Annotated in this window: 19 protein-coding genes; 13 read left to right on the forward strand and 6 right to left on the reverse strand. The window is 43.8% G+C overall.

Translation table 11 applies throughout. The features are described 5' to 3' along the window. Nucleotides 1-8: 8 nt before the first annotated feature. The 7 genes from C4S61_RS16175 to C4S61_RS16205 all read left to right on the forward strand — a co-directional run bounded on the left by C4S61_RS16175 (nucleotide 9) and on the right by C4S61_RS16205 (nucleotide 10,551). Entirely contained in the window at nucleotides 9-1,862 is a 1,854-nt protein-coding gene (locus tag C4S61_RS16175) for a RagB/SusD family nutrient uptake outer membrane protein (protein ID WP_103925844.1), read from the forward strand. A 57-nt stretch (nucleotides 1,863-1,919) separates the two neighbouring features. Then, complete coding sequence (locus tag C4S61_RS16180; protein ID WP_103925845.1) at nucleotides 1,920-5,261, forward strand: VCBS repeat-containing protein; 3,342 nt, start codon at nucleotides 1,920-1,922, stop codon at nucleotides 5,259-5,261. 187 nt (nucleotides 5,262-5,448) lie between these two features. Beyond that, nucleotides 5,449-6,405: a formylglycine-generating enzyme family protein gene (locus tag C4S61_RS16185; RefSeq protein ID WP_103925846.1), complete on the forward strand. Its 957-nt coding sequence runs from the start codon at nucleotides 5,449-5,451 to the stop codon at nucleotides 6,403-6,405. 18 nt (nucleotides 6,406-6,423) lie between these two features. Continuing rightward, nucleotides 6,424-7,737, forward strand: coding sequence for a Gfo/Idh/MocA family protein (locus C4S61_RS16190; RefSeq protein WP_103925847.1), 1,314 nt, complete (start codon nucleotides 6,424-6,426; stop codon nucleotides 7,735-7,737). A gap of 2 nt (nucleotides 7,738-7,739) precedes the next feature. Then, nucleotides 7,740-8,654 carry a hydroxypyruvate isomerase family protein gene (locus C4S61_RS16195; RefSeq protein WP_103925848.1) on the forward strand — a complete coding sequence of 305 codons (915 nt, stop codon included), beginning with the start codon at nucleotides 7,740-7,742 and terminating at the stop codon, nucleotides 8,652-8,654. Beyond that, a complete protein-coding gene (locus C4S61_RS16200) occupies nucleotides 8,651-9,655 on the forward strand; it encodes a WD40/YVTN/BNR-like repeat-containing protein (RefSeq protein WP_103925849.1) in 1,005 nt (334 codons plus the stop codon). Before C4S61_RS16195 ends, C4S61_RS16200 begins: the two co-directional genes overlap by 4 nt. A 161-nt stretch (nucleotides 9,656-9,816) precedes the next feature. After that, nucleotides 9,817-10,551, forward strand: a complete 735-nt coding sequence (locus C4S61_RS16205; protein WP_103925850.1) for a 1-(5-phosphoribosyl)-5-[(5-phosphoribosylamino)methylideneamino]imidazole-4-carboxamide isomerase — start codon at nucleotides 9,817-9,819, stop codon at nucleotides 10,549-10,551. A gap of 60 nt (nucleotides 10,552-10,611) precedes the next feature. On the opposite strand, the gene C4S61_RS16210 is transcribed toward C4S61_RS16205, so the two are convergent. Then, nucleotides 10,612-10,977, reverse strand: coding sequence for a hypothetical protein (locus C4S61_RS16210; RefSeq protein WP_103925851.1), 366 nt, complete (start codon nucleotides 10,975-10,977; stop codon nucleotides 10,612-10,614). Nucleotides 10,978-11,050: 73 nt separating this feature from the next. Between C4S61_RS16210 and C4S61_RS16215 the strand changes: the two genes are divergently transcribed. Next, nucleotides 11,051-11,389, forward strand: coding sequence for a tRNA-binding protein (locus C4S61_RS16215; RefSeq protein WP_103925869.1), 339 nt, complete (start codon nucleotides 11,051-11,053; stop codon nucleotides 11,387-11,389). Between the two features lie 3 nt (nucleotides 11,390-11,392). Here C4S61_RS16215 and C4S61_RS16220 read toward each other — a convergent pair whose 3' ends face one another. Continuing rightward, a complete protein-coding gene (locus C4S61_RS16220; RefSeq protein ID WP_103925852.1) occupies nucleotides 11,393-11,713 on the reverse strand; it encodes a Rieske (2Fe-2S) protein in 321 nt (106 codons plus the stop codon). A 220-nt stretch (nucleotides 11,714-11,933) separates the two neighbouring features. Here C4S61_RS16220 and C4S61_RS16230 point away from each other — a divergent pair, with 220 nt between their 5' ends. Beyond that, on the forward strand, nucleotides 11,934-12,677 hold the full coding sequence (locus C4S61_RS16230) for a lipocalin family protein (protein ID WP_103925854.1): 744 nt from the start codon (nucleotides 11,934-11,936) through the stop codon (nucleotides 12,675-12,677). A gap of 50 nt (nucleotides 12,678-12,727) precedes the next feature. Here the strand turns inward: C4S61_RS16230 and C4S61_RS16235 are convergent, their stop codons facing one another. The 3 genes from C4S61_RS16235 to C4S61_RS16245 are packed head-to-tail and all read right to left on the reverse strand — an operon-like array spanning nucleotide 12,728 to nucleotide 15,584. Beyond that, nucleotides 12,728-13,873, reverse strand: a complete 1,146-nt coding sequence (locus C4S61_RS16235) for a cysteine desulfurase family protein (protein WP_103925855.1) — start codon at nucleotides 13,871-13,873, stop codon at nucleotides 12,728-12,730. 26 nt (nucleotides 13,874-13,899) lie between these two features. Then, entirely contained in the window at nucleotides 13,900-15,294 is a 1,395-nt protein-coding gene (glmM, locus tag C4S61_RS16240; RefSeq protein ID WP_103925856.1) for a phosphoglucosamine mutase, read from the reverse strand. 59 nt (nucleotides 15,295-15,353) lie between these two features. Continuing rightward, complete coding sequence (locus C4S61_RS16245) at nucleotides 15,354-15,584, reverse strand: hypothetical protein (RefSeq protein WP_103925857.1); 231 nt, start codon at nucleotides 15,582-15,584, stop codon at nucleotides 15,354-15,356. A gap of 72 nt (nucleotides 15,585-15,656) precedes the next feature. Here C4S61_RS16245 and mazG point away from each other — a divergent pair, with 72 nt between their 5' ends. The 4 genes from mazG to fumC all read left to right on the forward strand — a co-directional run bounded on the left by mazG (nucleotide 15,657) and on the right by fumC (nucleotide 19,071). Beyond that, nucleotides 15,657-16,457 (forward strand): nucleoside triphosphate pyrophosphohydrolase, encoded by an 801-nt coding sequence (gene mazG, locus C4S61_RS16250; RefSeq protein ID WP_103925858.1) that lies wholly within the window; start codon nucleotides 15,657-15,659, stop codon nucleotides 16,455-16,457. Between the two features lie 261 nt (nucleotides 16,458-16,718). Then, entirely contained in the window at nucleotides 16,719-17,099 is a 381-nt protein-coding gene (locus C4S61_RS16255; RefSeq protein ID WP_103925859.1) for a RidA family protein, read from the forward strand. A 6-nt stretch (nucleotides 17,100-17,105) separates the two neighbouring features. Continuing rightward, nucleotides 17,106-17,597 (forward strand): hypothetical protein, encoded by a 492-nt coding sequence (locus tag C4S61_RS16260; RefSeq protein WP_103925860.1) that lies wholly within the window; start codon nucleotides 17,106-17,108, stop codon nucleotides 17,595-17,597. A gap of 73 nt (nucleotides 17,598-17,670) precedes the next feature. Further along, on the forward strand, nucleotides 17,671-19,071 hold the full coding sequence (fumC, locus tag C4S61_RS16265) for a class II fumarate hydratase (protein WP_103925861.1): 1,401 nt from the start codon (nucleotides 17,671-17,673) through the stop codon (nucleotides 19,069-19,071). 149 nt (nucleotides 19,072-19,220) lie between these two features. On the opposite strand, the gene C4S61_RS16270 is transcribed toward fumC, so the two are convergent. Next, on the reverse strand, nucleotides 19,221-20,096 hold the full coding sequence (locus tag C4S61_RS16270; protein WP_103925862.1) for a 3-keto-disaccharide hydrolase: 876 nt from the start codon (nucleotides 20,094-20,096) through the stop codon (nucleotides 19,221-19,223). Between the last annotated feature and the right edge of the window lie 180 nt (nucleotides 20,097-20,276).

Below are 20,276 nucleotides of genomic sequence, written 5' to 3' on the forward strand. Positions count from 1 at the left end.
TGACACTCATGAAAAAAATCAATAAATATTTTGCATTTCTGCTCGCTGCATCCTTCATGTTTACAGCATGTAATGATGAGTTTCTGAATACCAAACCATTGGGTGAGGTAGACGAAACAAGCGTTTGGACAGACCTTGCTTTGGCAGAAGCATTTGTAGTAGGAATCTATCAAGGTCTGGGAAATGGTGGATTTGACGAGCAAATGCTTGCATCACTGACAGACGAAGCAATGTTTACGCACCCGGGTCGGGGGATTAATACAATCACAGAGGCCCGTTCTAATCCGGCAGATATCGGTTGGGTCAACAATACCCTGGCATGGAACAACATGTACTCCCGTATTCGGGCTGCCAACCTGGCGATCGAAAAGTTGACGTCGCCGGACTTCCCCCATTCCGGGGAAATGGTAGACAGACTGATCGCTGAGGCTAGATTTATGAGAGCGTATTACTACCAGCAGTTGTTGAGATATTACGGAGGCTTCCCTATCATTGATTTTCCGTATACTTTGGACGCCGAGACATTTGAAATCCCTCGAAACACCTTTGAGGAATGCGTAAATTTCATTGTTGCGGATTTGGATGAAGCGGCTAATTTACTGGTTGGAAAATCAGCGATCAGGGGTCGTGCTACTCAGGCGGCGGCTTTAGCTTTAAAGTCACGTGTTTTGCTCTATGCGGCCAGTGATTTGCATGATGGTCCTACTGCTACCTCAAAGTCTGCCGATTTAGCCGCTTACGGAAATCTTCCGGTTTTAGCTTACACTTCAGGAAACAGAACAGAAAGATGGCAAAAAGCTCAAGCTGCAGCCAAAGCGGTTTTGGATATTACTACCGGAAACCAAATGGGCCTATCTGCTCCGGTTTCGCATGAGGCAGGTATTCAAAACTATATCAATAATGCCATGGCCAGAAATGGTGGAGAGGCAGAGATACTTTTAGGTAGATATTTCATTAACTTGAAAAATGAAAATGGCGGTCGTCAGGGGCTTTTCAATGGACCAAATGGTTACAATAACTGGGCTGGAAATACCCCCGTTCAATTGCTGATCGACGACTACGAAATGATGGACGGAACTTCCTTCTCATGGGATAATCCAACCCATGCGTCGGCTCCTTATGAGAATCGTGATGCCAGATTCTATGCTTCCGTACTCTATGATGGTGCACAGTGGAAGCCAAGATCTTCTGCAAATCAGCCTAGAGATCCATTGGGCCAAATTCAAACAGGAACTTATGAAGTGAACTCAGGTGGAGAGGTTGTACCTCACTTTGGTCTGGACACCAGAAACAGCCCGATTGAGGACTGGAATGGTACCTACACCGGATACTATTTCCGTAAGTTTATTGATGCGAATCCGGCAATTGTGGATCAAAATACTTGGCAACAAGTTCCATGGCCTGTACTGAGATACACTGAGGCGGTGTTGAATTACGTGGAAGCATCTATCGAACTAGGTCAGGAAGATGAGGCTAAGGCCTGGCTCAACCAAATCAGATTCCGAGTAGGTCAGCCGGCAATAACTGAGACTGGAGATGCCCTAAAGCAGCGGTACAGAAATGAGCGAAGAATAGAAATGGCCTATGAGGAACAGCGTTACCATGATGTACGTCGTTGGATGATTGCGCCTGAGACCCTGGGCAGACAGGCAAATGGCATCAATATTACAGGCACGTTCAAGCCAGGCCAATCGCTGGACCGATATAGGTACGATCCTAATATTTACAACTACGTGTACAAAGTGATTGATATGGATCCGGGTAAAGAAAACCGTAAATGGTTGGACAAAATGTATTATCTCCCGATCCATCGGGATGAAATAAACCGAAATGCACAATTGGTTCAAAATCCGGGATACTAAAAATCCTGATTAACTTGTCTGAGCTATCCCAATTGGGGTAGCTCAGACTTTAATATTATGAAGCGATTTCGATTACCCTGCTTGCTTATCACAAGTTTTTGGTTTCTTTTTTCATGTGATAAAGCCGAGCAAAAAAACATTCCCGAAGTTACTATTGCCTCAGATCCTATTTTTCGCTTGCTTTCTTCGGATTCCACGGGAATTTCTTTTTCAAACCTCATTGAAGAAAACCTGAATCTAAACGTATTAATGTATGAATACCTCTACAATGGTGGAGGGGTAGCAGTCGGAGATCTCAATCAAGACGGATTGGATGACATTTACTTTTCTGCGAATGTTGGTCAAAATCAACTTTACCTTAACGAAGGAAATCTCAAATTCAAAGATATAACACAAGCCTCCGGAGCCACAGGCCGGCCGGGTCCTTGGAAGACTGGAGTCGTACTGGTAGATATTAATGGGGATGGGAAGCTTGACATTTACCTTTGTCACTCCGGTACATTACAGCCTGAAAAACGTAAAAACGAGCTTTTTGTCAATCAGGGAAATGACAGTAATGAAATACCTCAGTTTAAGGAAATGGCGGAAGATTATGGAATAGCTTCTGAGGCCACTTCTACTTCTGCGGCATTTTTTGATTACGATTTAGATGGGGACTTGGATCTTTTTCTTCTGAATCATAATACCAAATCCATTCAGAATTTTGATCCAACGGTTACTAAGAAGCTACTCTTGGAAAAGCATGAGGCAGGGTCCCAGCTTTTTGAAAATCAAAATGGAAAGTTTGTTGAAGTCACTGAGAAAGCGGGAATCTCCAGCTCCAGCCTTTCCTATGGCTTGGGAGTATCAGTAGCGGATATAAATGGAGACGGCTGGCCGGATATCTATATTGGCAATGATTATTCCATGCCGGATTACCTGTATATCAATCAGAAAAACGGAAAATTCAAGGATGAAATTCAGTCCAGGCTGGATCATGTTTCCCATTTTTCGATGGGGAATGATATCGCTGATATCAACAATGATGGTTTGCTGGATATTTTTACCCTAGATATGCTGCCTGAGGATAATCTTCGGCAAAAGCTGCTTCTTTCTCCCGATAATTTCGAGATGTTCCAATTGAACCTGGATCGTGGTTTCTACTACCAATACATGAGGAATATGCTGCATATCAATTCAGGTGATGGCACTTTTCGGGAAATCGGTCAGCTGTCAGGTATTTCCAATACAGACTGGAGCTGGTCTGCGCTTTTTTCGGACTTTGATCTGGACGGGTGGAAGGATCTTCACATCACCAACGGCTATCTGAGGGATTACAACAATCAGGATTTTTTGAAATACATGGACAATTATGTCCGAACCGCAGGTGGCCAACTGAAACGGGAAGATTTGCTCAATCTGGTCAAGTCGATGAGTTCGTCCAATTTGAAAAATTATACCTTCAAGAATAATGGAGATCTGACTTTTGAAAACGTCAGTGCCTCTTGGGGACTAACTCAAAATGCCAACAGCAATGGGGCAGCTTATGCAGATCTGGATAATGATGGTGACCTGGACTTGATTATCAACAATATCAACGCTCCGGCCTTCGTCTACGAAAACCTGGCCATACAAAAAGAAAAGGGGAATTTTCTTAAAATCGAGCTAAAGGGCGAGGGCCAAAACACAATTGGACAAGGCGCTTTGGTCAAAGTATTCACAAATGGAAGCATGCAGGTCCAGGAGCAAAACATTTACCGGGGATTTCAATCCTCAGTATCGCCGATTTTGGTTTTTGGCTTGGGGCAAAATACCAAAGCAGACTCGGTTCAAGTGATTTGGCCTGGTGGTAAGTTGTCCCAACTTTCAGCTCCACAGACAAACCAAAAACACGTAATCTCTCAAGCAGAGGCAAGCAAAATCAAACCTAAATCCGTTATTAATTCAATGCCCTTATTGACGCAGGCAGGAAAAATCACAGTACCAAAATCAAGTGAAGTCAATGATTTCAAGCGTCAACCCTTATTAAGTTTTGGAATATCCGGTAATGGCAAAGCACTGGTGGTGGAAGATTTTGATGGGGATGGAAATCCTGACATTTTCTTGGGAGGAGGAGCAGGAATCAGCGGGAGATTGTTTTTTGGTAAAGGGAATGGACAATTCGATAGACCAGACTCTGCTGCATTTGTATCTGCCGCCTTGTCGGAAGATACGGATGCATTGAGTTTTGACGCCAATGGAGATGATTTTCCTGATCTCTTGATTGGAAGTGGCGGAATGCATCAATTTTTTGATGGAGAACCTGGACTTCAGGATCGGTTATACCTGAATGACGGAAATGGAAAGTTTACGATTTCGGCAGACGCGCTGCCAAATGAGGCATTTTCAACAGGATCTTTGACTCAGGGGGATTTCAACACTGATGGCATTACCGATATTTTTGTCGGGGGAAGAGTGGTTCCTGGCCAATATCCTATCGCTCCTGGTGGGAGGATTTGGATAGGCGATGGCAAGGGCAAGTTTACTGATCAAACAGCATCTTTGGCTCCGGATTTTAAGAATCTGGGGATGATCACCGATTCAGGTTGGGCAGATCTTGATGGGGATGGTCAGGACGAACTGATTCTAGTCGGCGACGCCATGCCGATTACGATTTTTTCCAAATCAACAGATACTTGGAAGAATACCACATCAGCATATTTTGAATCGCCACAAGTGGGGTTTTGGTCAGAATTACTCATTGAGGATTGGGATGGAGATGGGAAGCCTGAGCTGTTCGTTGGAAATCATGGTGAAAACTCCCAACTTTTTGCAAGTGATACCCAGCCGATGGAGTTGCTTTACAAGGATTTTGACGCAAATGGTTCGATAGACGCGATTTTATCCTATTACATCCAAGGTGAAAAATATCCTTCACCCAGCCGTGATGAAGTGCTTGGGCAGGTTTTGTTTTTGAAGAAAAGGTATTTGGATTTCAAAAGCTTCTCTGAAGTCAAAATGGATGAGCTTTTTACTCCTGAGGAGCGAAAAGACAGTCGCTCGATATTTATCAATCGACTGGAAACAAGCTACTTTGTCTTGGGTCAAAATGGAAAGTTCCAACCCAAATCCATTCCCCTTGAATCCCAATTTTCGCCGGTCTTTGCCGCTGCATCAGCAGACTTGGACGGGGATGGTAATCTTGATTTAATCCTGGGGGGAAATCTCTTCGATACCAAGCTCAAGTTTGGCAGATATGATGCGAATCACGGGACGATTTTACTGGGAAAAGGAAACGGAGAGTTTGTGGCCCAAACCCCGCTTGACTCAGGATTGTCACTTAAAGGCGAAATAAGAAAAATAGAAGTGCTTGGTGATTATTTGCTTTTTTATATTAAAGACCAAGGGATTTATCTTATCAAGCACCATTTATCAAAATAATCAAGTCAATAGAATCAAAATCAAGTAATTTTAATTTGTCATTGCTTCTAGCTTAACTATGAAATCGAGCATGACTCTAAGTGATACACAGCGGTATGCCCCGATAGCTATCGGGGAATACATGCGAAGATTTTCCCGATAAAAATCGGGACAGGCTATGTGGCCTTGAAAAAAAAATTATAAACACATGAAAAAGTACCTTGCTGCATCGGGCCTACTACTCATGAGCTTTCAGTTAAACCAAGAGGTTGTATTTGAACCCTACACCCAAAAAATTCCGGGAACTGAAGTGACCTTTGATCTCACTCCAATTCCAGCCGGATCATTTATGATGGGCTCGAATGATCCGGCATTTCCGGATCAGAATCCTGGCCATGAAGTTGCTGTTGATGCGTTTTGGATGGGAGTTCACGAGGTGACTTGGGATGCATTTGAGCTTTTTCTTGACAAGCACTACGAGGAGTCTATGACTGAAGGAGGCTTAGATGAGCGGGTGGATGGATTGACAAGACCGAGTTTGCCCTATCTGGATATGACTTTTGGCATGGGAAAAGAAGGAAAACCCGCAGTGGGAATGACCCAGTATGGGGCCCTTCAGTTTTGCCACTGGTTGTATCTGAAAACAGGGATGTTTTACAGGCTTCCAACGGAGGCCGAATGGGAATATGCCGCTCGTGCAGGTTCAAAGGAGCGCTTTTTCTTCGGGAGAGATGCTTCGAAACTTTCTGAATATGCCTGGACCCATGCCAATAGTCAAGGCAGTACGCAACCTGTCGGCCAGAAGACGCCTAATCCCTGGGGGCTATATGATATCTATGGGAATGTACAGGAATGGACAATGGATCTCTATGAGCCCGATTATTACGCCAGGTCAGAAAAGGATAATCCTTTCAATCCTGCTTATAAACTTTATCCTCATGCAGTACGCGGAGGAAGTTTTAAGACTACGGAAGATCAAATTGGTTCGGCCTTTCGAAGCTCCTCTGATCCCGCTTGGAAACGAATCGATCCTCAAATTCCGAAAAGTCAATGGTGGTTTCCTGAGGCTCCATTTATTGGATTGAGAATCGTAAGGCCGTTCATTTCGCCATCACCTGAAGAAATTCAGGCCTATTACAATCAAGAACCTATTGCTGATTATTAACCCTAATTAACCAAAACTATGAAAAATCTAAATTCCCGAAGGGACTTTATCAAAACCTCCGCTCTGGTTACAGGCGGGATTTTGGCACCCGCTTTTATCGTTCCGGGAGCTTATGCAGCTCCTGCAAATGAACTCAAACTCGCTGTAATCGGCTGTGGAGGTCGTGGGACTGGAGCTGTATTTCAGGCATTTGCGACAGGGCATCCCATCAAATTAGTAGCCATGGCTGATGCATTTGAAGATCGAATGGAGAGTAGTTACAAGGCGATCTTTGACAAGCACGGGGCCGACAAAGTGGATGTTCCAAAGGAGAAAAGATTCGTTGGGTTTGATGGATACAAAAAAGCCATAGCAGAGGCAGATGTAGTAATCTTGGCCGCACCTCCGGGTTTTCGCCCATCTCATTTTGAGGAAGCAGTGAATCAGGGGAAGCAGATCTTTGCAGAAAAACCAATGGCAACCGATGCCGCAGGTATCCGGAAAGTATTGGCAGCAGCTGAAGTGGCAAAAGCCAAGAAATTAAACGTCGTGGTAGGTCTTCAGCGTCATTATCAGAATAATTACCGAGAGGTAATGAAGCGAATCCACAATGGTGACCTTGGCGAAATCGTCAGCGGTCAGGTGTATTGGAATGACGGCGGAGTATGGGTCCGCGAGCGCAAGCCGGAGCAAACAGAAATGGAATACCAAATGAGAAACTGGTATTACTTCAACTGGCTCTGTGGAGATCATATTGTGGAGCAGCATGTGCATAACATCGACATTGCAAACTGGGCAAAAAACTCCTATCCGGTGAAAGCTGAAGGCACAGGAGGTCGAGCTGTCCGCACAGGAAAAGATCATGGGGAAATCTTTGACCACCATGTGTTGACTTTTACTTATGCAGATGGGTCAGTGATCCATTCTGAATGTCGCCACTTCCCCGGTGCAGCCAATCGGGTGGATGAAACATTTCAAGGAACGAAGGGAAGGGTTTTCCTCAGTGCAGGCAATCATGGGGTGATGACAGATTGGAAAGGCAATCCTATTTATACCCACGATCGAGAAAATCAGCCAAACCCCTATCAGCAAGAGCATGATGAGCTTTGGGCCACCCTGGTAAAAGGGGAATACAAATTTGCCGATGCTGAAAATGCCGCTAAATCGACCATGACGGCCATCATGGGACGCTATGCGACTTATTCCGGCAAAGTGTTGACTTGGGATGAGGCATTGAACGGAACGGTGGATCTGTTCCCTGACACTTTGGCTTGGGATGCCATGCCTAAAATTCTTCCGGAAGCTGATGGTTATTATCCACATGCTATTCCGGGTAAATCTAAAGTAGTTTAATTATGGAAAGAAGAGGATTTATCAAACGAATGAGCCTTGGAAGTGCCCTTTTGGGTACAGCGGGCGCGATGAGTATTCCATCATTTGGAGCAGAAAAAGGAGCTGCACCAACTTTCAACATGGACTTTGCTCCACATTTTGGGATGTTTAAAAATTCCGCACCGGGAGGTATTGTGGAGGAATTGAAATTCATGGCAGATCAAGGATTCCGATCCTTAGAAGACAATGGAATGCTACGGAGATCGGTTGCTGATCAGGAATTGATTGGCAAAACACTGAATGATCTCGGCATGAGAATGGGAGTTTTCGTAATCGATGGGGGTGATAATTGGAAAGTTTCCCTGACTACGGGCAAGCAGGAATTTTTGGATGTTTTCTTGAAGACCTGTCGTGAATCAGTGGAAGTGGCCAAGCGAGTCGGCGCAAAATGGGCAACGGTCGTACCCGGGTATTTTGAACGGAATCTCCCGATGGGAGTGCAAACCGGAAATGTGATTGAAGCCTTGAAAAGAGGTGCAGAAATACTCGAACCTGCTGGCTTGACGATGGTTTTGGAACCCCTGAGTGACAATCCGGATCTATTTCTTCGACATGCCGATCAGACTTACATGATATGCAAAGCGGTGGACAGTCCGAGCTGTAAAATCCTCTATGATATCTATCACATGCAGCGAAATGAAGGTAATTTGATTGCTACCATGGAAAAAACCTGGGGCGAAATAGCCTATATTCAGATTGGTGACAATCCAGGGAGAAAAGAGCCTGGCACTGGAGAGATTCATTATGGGAATGTGTTCAAATACATCCATTCCAAAGGATTCACCGGAGTGATGGGAATGGAACACGGCAATGCCCTTCCTGGAGTAGATGGAGAAAAGGCCCTCATTGAAGCCTATCGGAAAGTGGATATTGCATGAAGCTGATTGCCCTTTTGTTCCTCGGATGGGTTTGGGTAGGAATTTCCCAGGCCCAAAATCTTCAATGGAAAGAGTTTAATACACCTGTGAAAGCCTCCTTAAGGGGGCTTTCACCCGTTTCGGACAAAGTATGCTGGGCAAGTGGAAGCAGCGGAACCTGGCTAAAGACCACTGATGGTGGTGAAACTTGGGAATTCGGAGTAATTGCAGGCTTGGATTCAGTGGATTTTCGCTCGATTCAGGCTTTTGATGAAAATACGGCTGTTGTTGCTTCTGCAGGTCAGCCGGCTGTCATTTACCGAACAGAAGATGGTGGGAAAAATTGGGGAAAAGTACATCAGGAAGGTTCAGAAGCATTTTTTGACGGGATTTCATTTTTGGACAAGGAAAGGGGCTTCATCCTCGGGGATCCTGTCGGTGGGAATTGGATGATTTTGGAGACTTCAGATGGAGGGAAAAGCTGGAAGACAATGGAGAATTTGCCTCCGGCAGAAATAGGTGAGGCGGCTTTTGCAGCCAGTGCCTCCTCTTTAGTCGCTTTTGAACTGGGTTTGATCTTCGGAACCGGTGGATTAGTTTCCAATCTTCACTTTTATGACTTTAAGAATGAAGACTGGGAAAAAATAGAAACACCGATTCTTCAAGGGGAGGCATCACAGGGAATTTTTGCACTTGCAAAAACTAAAACCAACCTTTTGGCAGTGGGTGGAGATTATACGAAACTTGACGGTCAGGATAAAAATGCATTTCGATTCAGTAATCAATCCTACGAGCTACCCGTGATCCCTCCTCTTGGGTACCGATCTGGAATAGCCTATTTGGAAAAAGATAATCTTATAATAGCCGTAGGTCCCTCAGGATCCGATTATTCCAGAGATGAAGGGAAAATCTGGAAGAATTTTTCTACTACCGGATACCATGCGGCTAAAATTTCCTGTCACGGTGAAACTGCCTGGGCTTCCGGTAGTAATGGTCGTGTAGCCGTTTTATTCCTTCGGTAAGAAAAAGCAATTTTTGTTGGATAAGGTTTAAAAAATGAGTCATATCTTTTCTGAAAATGTAAAGTTTTAGCCATACCTGCTTTTAATCCAGCCTGTCGGTAGTATATTTAAAACCATAAACAACATTTTTAACTTATATACCCAGACGAATTAATAATCCCATGTTTGAAATAATCCCCTCCATTTGGATAATTGAAGGAAAATGTGTCCGGTTGAAACGGGGTGATTTTGCGACCCAAGAAGTGATTTCCAACAACCCTTTGGAAATTGCCCAGACCTTTGAAGGAATCGGGGTTAAGCGACTTCATTTGGTTGACTTGGATGGCGCAAGACGAGGAGAGCCCAAGAACTATCACATTTTGGAAGCGATCGCAGGCTACACGGATCTTCTGGTTGATTTTACCGGCGGGATTTCAACCGATGGAGATGTGATTAAGTGTTTTGAGTTTGGAGCCAAAACTGTAACTATTGCCTCCGCAGCGGCCAATCACCCGGAGCGATTTGCTCAATTTATTCTTTCTTACGGCAGAGAAAAAATAAACCTAGCCGCGGATACCAATCCCTCAGATCATCGGATTAAAATTAAGGGATGGTTGAAGAAGACCGAAATTGATCTTTTTGAACACATTGAGTTTTTCTACGATAGGGGCTTGAAATACCTTAAATGCTCCGATGTGACCCGAGATGGAGTGATGCAGGGTCCAAATTTTGAACTCTATAAAGAAATCATGGACAAATTTCCATCCATCCACCTAGCCGCATCAGGTGGAGTGAGAGGCGTGGATGATTTCAAAATGCTACGGGATATGGGATTAACCGCCGCAGTTTTTGGCCGGGCTTACTACGAGGGGAAATTGAGTTTGGGAGAACTTGAAAAGTTTATTGCGGAGAACTAAAACGGAAAAAGAGGCTTTAATCCTCTTTTTTATGCTTTAGCTTTTTATAAGTAGATTTTTTTAATCAGCTTTAAATTTGTCCACGATGTACAGAAAAAGATTAAAAGAAAGTGTGGAAGGAGGAGATTCGTTCTTTTTTAAATCCCGGTCTGAAAGATTTTCTCCTGAATTCTGATCTCTTTTTATTACTGTAGTAACTGGCTTTTGAATCACATTTGGTTTAGCAGGGGTCAATCGTAAGGAGGAATTATCCTGGATTAAAGTATGATCCTCTAAAATTACCCGATCATTTCCTTTAGGATAGATTTCTTCTACTTTTTCATTTTCTGACTGTGCAGATGCATCCATTCCAATAAACATCAAACCAAGCACGCCAATGCTTAGAATGATCGGTTTTCTTAAATGAAATCCTGAGAATTTCAACATGATTTGTTTTTGATCTAGTAAGTTAAACTCGGGGATTGCAAAAATGTTCCTAAAATTAGGAAAAAAAACCACTATGCAAACGATTGACATAGAAGATTTCAACAAAATAGATCTTAGGGTAGGGACAGTTATTCAGGCTGAATTATTTGAAAAAGCCCGAAAAGCAGCATATAAAATTTGGATTGACCTAGGACCTGAACTTGGAGTCAAAAAGTCTTCTGCACAAGTGACAGATTTGTATCTACCAAAGGATCTAATCGGTAGGCAAGTGATTTGTGTTTGTAATTTTAAGCCTCGGCAGATAGCAGATTTTATGTCTGAGGTTCTGGTGACAGGGTTTTCATTGGCCGAGAGTCAGATTGTGTTGGCTTCCGTAGAGCGGGAGGTTCCGAATGGCACAAAGCTTCACTGAATGTCAGGGTAAAGTGATGGTTAATCCTTTTTCGGATAGCCGGCAAGGAAAAGTCTCGAGATCCGGACAATCGCCCGCTCTAGAGCGACCACTCTGTAATTCGAAACGATAGTGATGAAGCGGGCAAATGATTTCGCCCGAATGGATATTCGCCTGAATCAATGAGGCGCCGCGGTGGGGACAAAAAATATCAAATCCATAGATTTTTTCACCCATCCGGACGATCGCAATTTCACGATTGTCAAGCCGAACCTTCTTTATTCTGAAATCAGGTAGCATCTCAACAACCTCAGCAATTGAATTTCCCAATTGAAATTCCTTCATAATCCATTTCTTTTCTTTGATTCTGTCAAGTTACCAATTGCCAATAAAAGATTGGAATTCTGTACTTTGTTCATGAATTTTAATGGAGATGAAATGCCCATGAGAATAAATCTCACACAGGGGGATGATTATCCAGGGCATTCTCCCGATGAAAGATCGGGACAGGCTATGTGGCCATTGAGAAACAAATTATAAACACATGAATTTAACCCATTTAGTTATGAAGAAATATTTGCTTTTGCTTTTTCTGTTTTTGACGGGATGGGTATCCGGTCAAAGCCTGGAAGGATCTTGGAAACTAGTAAGCCAAAACGGGAATGCGGTTTCGGACCAAGAATATATTAAGATCTATCAGGATGACTATTTTGCTTTTGGAGTGAAGAATGTCGCTGACAACGCATTCATTGGAGCAGGTGGGGGACCGTTCAAGTTTGAGAACGGAAAGTATTCGGAAACCTTGGATTTTTTCACCTTAAATCCCCTTCAAGTAGGGACTACCACACCGTTCAAGATCGAACTGGATGGCAGCAAGCTGATCCTGTCTGCAAATACCAACAATGGGATGCTCGTGGAGATCTGGGAGAAAATATCGGATGCCAGAGATGATCTGACCGGGAATTGGGTGATCACCGGCCGAAAGCGGGACGATCAGGTCTCTCGTTCTACACCAGGAGCCCGACGGACTGTAAAAATCTTAAGCGGAGGCCGCTTCCAGTGGATTGCTTTTAATTCTGAGACGAGGGAGTTTTCCGGAACCGGTGGAGGAACCTATTCAGCGATGGATGGAAAGTATACCGAAAATATCACCTTCTTTTCCCGTGACAATTCCAGGGTCGGTGCAAAATTGGGATTTGACTTTGAGGTGATTGACGGGGAATGGCATCACAGCGGATTGAGTTCAACCGGAGCTCCAATTTATGAGATTTGGACTCCTTATGCCATTGGGTACAAGCCTGCAAATTGACTTTCAGATTGATCTAAAATGAAAAAAGGAGCTTCGAAAAGTTCCTTTTTTTATGCCTCTACTGAATAAAGTTCCTTTAGCTTGTCTACCGTGTAGTCTACTTCTTCCAACGTATTGAACCGACTGAAAGAAAACCGTACGGAATCCCGCTCCGAATTGTGATGCAAGGCTCTCAACACATGGGAACCCACCGTAGCCCCGGAGCTGCAGGCCGAGCCACCAGAGGCAGAGATTCCTGACAGATCCAGATTGAAAAGCAACATACCATGGTTTGAGTCCGAGGGGGGGAGGCTGACGTTTAATACGGTATATAAGCTGCGCTCAAAATCCGTAGAAAGCCCATTGAACTCCACTCCCGGGATTTCACTGGTTAGTTTTTCGATAAAGTGCTTTTTGACTTTTTCAATTTGGCTTCGATGCCCACTCATATCTTCATAGGCTAATTCCAGCGCTTTTGCAATCCCAATAATACCGATTACATTTTCTGTTCCTCCGCGCATATTTCGCTCCTGGGCTCCTCCATGAATGAAAGGGTGGATTTTCTTGTCTTTTCTAACAAACAAAAATCCGGAGCCTTTTGGACCGTGAAATTTGTGTCCTCCGGCTACAATTGCGTCCACAGGGAGATTCTTCAAATCATGAATAAAATGGCCCACAGTCTGGACCGTATCGGAGTGAAAAAATGCACCATATTCTTTTGACAAAGATCCTATGTGGTCCAGATCATTTAGATTGCCGATTTCATTATTGGCATGCATCAGCGAAACCAAACTTTTTGGGTGGGCTTTCAGTAAATTCTCCAACTGATCGAGGTCAACTTCACCCTGATTATTGACATTCAATAGACTGAGTGTGATGGTGCCTTTTTTTGCCAATACTTCCAGCGTATGTAGCACCGCATGGTGTTCAATGGGAGAAGTAATTGCATGGGTGATCCCGTGACTTTCAACGCCGCAAACCAAGGCCGTGTTGTCGGCTTCTGTGCCTCCCGAGGTGAAAAAGATCTCTGATGGGCTGGCATTTAGTAACTCCGCAACTTTTTTCCTCGACTTCTCAATAGCACTTCTTACCTCAAGGCCATGACTGTGCACTGAGGAAGGGTTGCCATAATGAGACCTCATAAAAGGAAGCATGGCGTCGATTACCCGATCGTCCATTGCTGTGGTGGCGGCATTATCAAAATACACTTTTTTCATACTTGGCTTGGGACTGGGGTTTGCAATCAGATCAGAGAAGCACTCACCACTTCTTTGATATCCTGCATGATTTTTTTTGCCAAATGCTCCGCTGTGGCCTCTGACTCTGATTCGGAGTAGATTCTGATGATCGGTTCAGTGTTGGATTTTCTAAGGTGAACCCACTCTTTTTCGAATTCAATTTTCACTCCATCGATATCATTGATCGGGTGCTTTTTGTATTTGTCTTTGATTTCAAGAAGGATCTTATCCACATTGATTTCCGGGGTAAGCTCAATTTTATTTTTGGAAATGTGATAATTGGGGTAAGTAGCTCTCAGCATGGAGATGGACTTCCCGAAATTCGCCAGATGTGTCAAGAATAACGCCACCCCGACCAAAGCATCACGTCCGTTGTGGGAGGCAGGATAAATAATCCCTCCGTTTCCTTCACCCCCGATCACAGCATTGACAGCTTTCATCTGGTTCACGACATTCACTTCACCTACTGCAGCTGCGGTGTACTTTCCACCTCTTTTTTCAGTTACATCCCGAAGTGCGCGTGTAGAAGAAAGGTTTGAAACTGTATTTCCCGGGGTTTTGCTCAGCACATAATCGGCTACTGCCACCAAAGTGTATTCTTCACCGAACGTGGATCCATCCTCGTTGACAAAGGCCAACCGGTCCACGTCAGGATCCACTACAATACCTAAATCAAAACTTCCTTTTTCCAATTTCTTGGAGATATCGCGCAGATTTTCGGGAAGTGGCTCAGGATTGTGGGGGAAATGACCATCCGGGGTGCAGAACATTTCTTCGATCTCAGTCACTCCAAGGGCGCGAAGTAATTTGGGGATGGCGATTCCGCCTGTTGAATTCACTCCGTCTACTACGATCTTGAAGTTTCTTGCTTTGATAGCTGCTGCATCCACCAACTCCAAATTCAGGACATGCTGAATATGGCGGTCGATGTAATCGTTGATTTGGATATAGCTTCCGAGTTTTTTTACTTCTGCAAAGGAGAAAGATTCGGATTCAGCTTTCTCCAAAATAGCTTTTCCTTCCTGATCTGAGATGAATTCACCCACAGAATTCAGCAGTTTTAAGGCATTCCATTGAATCGGATTGTGGCTGGCAGTAAGGATAATTCCACCTCCGGCTTTTTCCAACGGAACGGCAAACTCAACGGTAGGTGTGGTACTCAGGCCTAGGTCAATGACATGAATTCCCATGCCCTGAAGCGTAGCAGAAACCAGCCTGGAGATCATGTCACCCGATATTCTTGCATCTCTTCCGATTACAACTTTGGGATTGTTGGTTTGCTCAATTACCCAAGCACCATAAGCAGCAGTGAATTTTACAACGTCAACAGGCGTAAGACCTTCTCCGGCTTTACCGCCGATGGTTCCTCTTATTCCTGAAATTGATTTGATAAGCGACACGTGTATTGATTTAGTAAAAGTGAATAGTTAAAAAATCCTGAGATGAACAGGATCAGAATTTACTTGAATTTGGCCATGACCTTGTCTACTTCATTGTCCGGATTGCCACAAGTTGTTGAAGAATCCATCGTTTTGCCACAATAGCCACAGGTCGCCCCCTCTTTATTGAGAAAAGGGCTTTGGGAAGCACAGGTGCCTTTGAATTCACCGTTTTTGAGGAAAATCAGCCGTACTGACATCAGAATAAAGAATAATGCCACGAAGCCTACTGTAATGAGTATTGTTGCCATAACGGATAAATTTGCGCAAATTTAAAGCTTTACTTCGAAAACGTTCACAATTCAAGCATAGTTTCCCAAGTCATGTCTAATTTGAGTACCAGAGCCGAGCAACTCGCAGCCTTTGATCGTTTGTTGACTATTATGGACGAGCTCCGGGCACAATGTCCTTGGGACAAAAAGCAGACCACAGCGAGTCTGCGACACCTGACTATCGAAGAAACCTTTGAGCTATCGGATGCGATTCTGGAAGGAAATTCGGAAGAAATAAAAAAAGAATTGGGTGATATTTTACTTCATATCGTCTTCTACGCTAAAATCGGGTCTGAGGAAGGTCATTTTGATATGTCTTCCGTGATTCAGGCGCTTTGCGAAAAACTAATCCGCCGCCATCCGCATATCTACGGGGATGTACAGGCAAATGATGCGGAAACAGTGAGCCAAAACTGGGAGAAAATCAAACTGAAGGAGAAAGGCAATGTTTCTGTTTTAGGAGGAGTGCCAAAATCCCTTCCAGCCTTGATTAAAGCCATGCGGATTCAGGAGAAAGCACGTGGAGTGGGGTTTGATTGGGAGGAAAAGCATCAGGTTTGGGAAAAAGTGGAGGAAGAAATGCAGGAGTTCAAAGCGGAATTCAATGCAGCTGAGGAAAAGGAAATCAACAAAGAACGGGCGACTGCGGAGTTTGGAGATTTGCTTTTTTCACTGATTAATTACGCCAGATTCATTGAAATCGATCCGGAGGAGGCTCTTGAGCGTACCAATGTCAAGTTTATCAAACGATTCCAATACCTTGAAAACGCCGCCAAATCGGCTGGAAAAAATCTCAGCGATATGACCTTGGCCGAAATGGACGTGTATTGGAATGAAGCAAAATCGAAGTAGGAAGTTTCAGTGATCAGTCCTCGATAGCTATCGGGATCAGTTTCAGTTAGCAGTCGGCATTGTGGTGTCTGGCTGAGCGGAGTCGAAGCCTTTTCAAGTTGCCAGTTACCAGTTAAAATAAAGTCAGAAAGCTGAAAAAAGGCAGAAAATAATTGGCAATCAACTAATTACTATTTACCATTAACCATTAGCTATTAACTAATTACCACTAACAATTTACTCTTCACTACGCACAAATTAACCATTCACCCCTCACCCACCATGCCTAACCAAATAATCTTCACTCCCGAAGCTCCCTCGCCGATTGGCCCTTATTCACAAGCTGTTTTGGCAGGGAGCACGCTATACGTATCAGGTCAGATAGCCCTGGATCCGGAAACAGGTGAATTGATCAATGAAAATATTACCGAAGAGACACATGCGGTGATGAAAAATATGGAAGCCGTGCTCAGAGCAGCGAATTTTTCATTTGCTGATGTGGTCAAATGTACCATATTTATCCGCGATATGGGGCAATTTGGCACCATCAACGAGGCCTATGGCCAATATTTTAAATTAAACCCTCCGGCCCGGGAAACAGTTGAGGTTAGTAAGTTGCCTAAAAATGTGAATGTTGAGATTTCCTGTATTGCTGTAAAATAATCTGCATTGAATTTACTTCCCTACCATACTGAAACACTGGTCAGCGCCCTTTCTAAAAGAGAAGTGTTGGGGCATTTGATCCGTGTGACTCAAGAGGTAAATTTTTTGGATTCTCGTACCCAATTGAACACTAAAGTGAGGTTTAACGGGATGATCGGTCAGGAAGGGTTTAGAATATCCAAAGCAATCAACAAAGGGAATACCTTTCTCCCGCTGATCTCTGGGGAAGTAGAATCCACAAATAGGGGAAGTATTATTTTCATGCGTTACCGGCTTTTCCCTGGGGCAATCTTTTTTCTGGCTTTTTGGAGTATTGTTTTGCTGGGCTTTGCGGCCTATTATTTATTGGTGGTGGACAATTTGGTTGACGGGCTGATTTGTTTTGGCCTGGCCCTGGTTAATTATATACTGGGTGTTTTCTTTTTCCACCGCCAAGTGAAGGCTTCACGGGATGTTTTCCATGAACTGATCAATTTTGAGATGAAGGGCAAGGATTGATCTTCGCTATTTAGGCTAAAACAGCTTTAGACCTTACCTTTGCACTTTGAAATCAAACCCGTACACCAGAAATATGTCTATCCGAATCGAAAAAGACACGATGGGGCCAGTAGAGGTTCCAGCCGACAGCTATTGGGGAGCTCAGACCCAACGCTCCATCAACAATTTTAAAATTGGTGGCGAGAAAAATCGAATGCCAATTGAAATTATTAGGGCCTTTGCGATTTTGAAAAAAGCTGCAGCCTTGACTAACGCAGAATTGGGAGTCTTGGAGCAATCCAAGGCAGATATCATTGCTACCGTTTGTGATGAGATTCTTGAAGGAAAGCATGACGATCAGTTTCCGCTTGTGATCTGGCAGACGGGTTCGGGTACCCAATCCAACATGAATTCCAATGAGGTGATTGCGTATCGAGCGCATGTACTTTTAGGTGGTTCCCTGGAAGATGCCAAAAAGAAAATTCATCCCAATGACGATGTGAATAAGTCTCAATCTTCCAATGACACGTATCCCACCGCCATGCACATCGCAGCCTATCAGATGGTGGTGCAAACTACCATTCCGGGTGTACAAAAACTGAGAGATACCCTTGCTGCTAAAGCTGAAGCATTTAAAAATATAGTCAAAATAGGCCGAACGCACTTCATGGATGCGACTCCTTTGACTTTAGGACAGGAATTCAGTGGCTATGTGGCTCAGCTGGATCACGGACTGAGAGCTTTGAAAAACACCCTTTCTCATCTTTCTGAGCTGGCTTTGGGAGGGACTGCAGTTGGAACTGGACTGAATACTCCTCGGGGTTATTCTGAGCTGGTTGCCAAAAAAATCGCCGAACTTTCCGGGCTTCCATTTGTCACTGCACCCAATAAATTTGAGGCACTTGCTGCTCACGACGGTATGGTCGAAGCACATGGAGCCCTGAAGCAAATTGCGGTTTCGCTGATGAAAATCGCCAATGATATCCGAATGCTTTCCTCAGGTCCTAGATCCGGGATCGGGGAAATCTTGATACCTGAAAATGAACCGGGATCCTCTATCATGCCTGGTAAAGTCAATCCTACGCAAGTGGAGGCAATCACCATGGTGGCGGCTCAGGTTATGGGCAATGATGTCGCTATTTCCATTGGAGGTTCACTGGGTCATTTCGAGCTCAATGTATTTAAGCCTTTAATCGCCGCTAACTTCCTGCAATCAGCCCGACTGATTGGTGATGCCTGTGTTTCATTTAATGACAATTGTGCCATAGGGATCGAGCCAAATACACCGATGATCCAACGGCATCTGGAGAATTCACTGATGCTGGTCACAGCTTTAAATCCTTATATCGGATATGAAAATGCGGCTGCAATAGCTAAAAAAGCACATAAAGAAGGAACAAGCTTGAGAGAAGCCGCTGTTGCTTTGGGACTTTTGACTTCGCAACAGTTTGACGAATGGGTCAAGCCCGAAGATATGATCGGAGGATTGAAGTAAAGAGTTGAAGTTTTCAAAAACCAAAAAAGCTGCGCTAATGGCAGCTTTTTTGGTTTTCTTGATTCGTTACCCATTAAGGATTCATGGAGATTGCCTATTCCAATTTTGATTTTCGGAGGTTATTAACTAAATCAATCAAGTACTATGTGTTAATTAAACAATCCTTCGTAGACCTTTGGAATTTCAGTGATGGATTTGATCTTGATATCTTTGTAAAAGACCTCTGCCGCCTCACTCTGCAATTGGATTTTTCCTTCAACCAGCGGAACCTGCTCCCCCTTATCATTTTTATAACGGGAGTTTTCCAATATCATGACCACTTGACCATTGACGATATGAAGACTTTTTCCTTCAAACGTAATGAGCTCAAGTGTCGTCCATCCATTGTCGGGAGTTTCAAAGTTGGCTGACCTTAGGCAAAAATTATCTCCGCCACTTTGGAAAGGGCGAAATGCTTGTGTTGGGTCTGCAACCGAGCTTATTTTATCCCCTTCTGCAGGATAGGAACGAATATCAATTCCAGAAGTCGCCTGACACCAAAAATCTCCCATATGGCCTTCCATTACCTGAAATTCTTGGGAAAGCATCCAAGATCTCCAGTATTCTACACCAGCTTCACCAATGGAATGATACAGGATTCCTGAGTCTTTAAGCAAATCTTTTCGGGGTTCATATTTGGTTGTCCCCCATTTCACTTGCAACTTTAAGTGATAGTTTTTGTAAGATTTTTTGGTAAAAATGCTTCCATATATTTCTCCGCTCACCCGAAGCACAGGTCCTGCCGGCTCATCCAGCATGGTGAAAACGCCAAACTCATCTTTGTTGTAGCCAATAGGTGCAATTTCTACTCCTTTGCTGTCTTTTGGTACTTTTCCATTGTACCCAAGCTTGTGTCTAAAGCTGAGATAATTTTCCCAATTGGTCAATTCGGTATCCAAAAGTGACTCCCATTCGTCATTTACCTCCCTTGAAGGGAGGGATTGGAAAGTTAATGTGGCTATCAGAGCAATAATAAAGAATTTCATACAGTCTTGATTTAAATTTCGATACTGTCAAAATTAGAGCTTAAGCCGTCAAATTGAATTGTAAAAATCCATTATAAATAGGTACATTTCATCTGTTTATAATTTGTTTTTCAAAGGTCAGATGGAATCTCGCATGGTTTATAATCATCCCAGTGTGTGACGATCTTCGTCATGCTCGAT

It is taken from the genome of Algoriphagus boritolerans DSM 17298 = JCM 18970 (assembly GCF_900108085.1).
GTDB lineage: Bacteria > Bacteroidota > Bacteroidia > Cytophagales > Cyclobacteriaceae > Algoriphagus > Algoriphagus boritolerans.

Excerpts from the sequence above, each read along its gene's own strand:
- C4S61_RS16270 (WP_103925862.1), bottom strand. The coding sequence starts at position 20,096 with ATGAAATTCTTTATTATTGCTCTGATAGCCACATTAACTTTCCAATCC.
- C4S61_RS16245 (WP_103925857.1), bottom strand. The coding sequence starts at position 15,584 with ATGGCAACAATACTCATTACAGTAGGCTTCGTGGCATTATTCTTTATT.
- C4S61_RS16175 (WP_103925844.1), top strand. The coding sequence starts at position 9 with ATGAAAAAAATCAATAAATATTTTGCATTTCTGCTCGCTGCATCCTTC.
- mazG (WP_103925858.1), top strand. The coding sequence starts at position 15,657 with ATGTCTAATTTGAGTACCAGAGCCGAGCAACTCGCAGCCTTTGATCGT.
- C4S61_RS16210 (WP_103925851.1), bottom strand. The coding sequence starts at position 10,977 with ATGTTGAAATTCTCAGGATTTCATTTAAGAAAACCGATCATTCTAAGC.
- fumC (WP_103925861.1), top strand. The coding sequence starts at position 17,671 with ATGTCTATCCGAATCGAAAAAGACACGATGGGGCCAGTAGAGGTTCCA.
- C4S61_RS16235 (WP_103925855.1), bottom strand. The coding sequence starts at position 13,873 with ATGAAAAAAGTGTATTTTGATAATGCCGCCACCACAGCAATGGACGAT.
- C4S61_RS16190 (WP_103925847.1), top strand. The coding sequence starts at position 6,424 with ATGAAAAATCTAAATTCCCGAAGGGACTTTATCAAAACCTCCGCTCTG.
- C4S61_RS16180 (WP_103925845.1), top strand. The coding sequence starts at position 1,920 with ATGAAGCGATTTCGATTACCCTGCTTGCTTATCACAAGTTTTTGGTTT.
- C4S61_RS16200 (WP_103925849.1), top strand. The coding sequence starts at position 8,651 with ATGAAGCTGATTGCCCTTTTGTTCCTCGGATGGGTTTGGGTAGGAATT.
- C4S61_RS16230 (WP_103925854.1), top strand. The coding sequence starts at position 11,934 with ATGAAGAAATATTTGCTTTTGCTTTTTCTGTTTTTGACGGGATGGGTA.
- C4S61_RS16195 (WP_103925848.1), top strand. The coding sequence starts at position 7,740 with ATGGAAAGAAGAGGATTTATCAAACGAATGAGCCTTGGAAGTGCCCTT.
- C4S61_RS16215 (WP_103925869.1), top strand. The coding sequence starts at position 11,051 with ATGCAAACGATTGACATAGAAGATTTCAACAAAATAGATCTTAGGGTA.
- C4S61_RS16185 (WP_103925846.1), top strand. The coding sequence starts at position 5,449 with ATGAAAAAGTACCTTGCTGCATCGGGCCTACTACTCATGAGCTTTCAG.
- C4S61_RS16205 (WP_103925850.1), top strand. The coding sequence starts at position 9,817 with ATGTTTGAAATAATCCCCTCCATTTGGATAATTGAAGGAAAATGTGTC.
- C4S61_RS16255 (WP_103925859.1), top strand. The coding sequence starts at position 16,719 with ATGCCTAACCAAATAATCTTCACTCCCGAAGCTCCCTCGCCGATTGGC.
- C4S61_RS16220 (WP_103925852.1), bottom strand. The coding sequence starts at position 11,713 with ATGAAGGAATTTCAATTGGGAAATTCAATTGCTGAGGTTGTTGAGATG.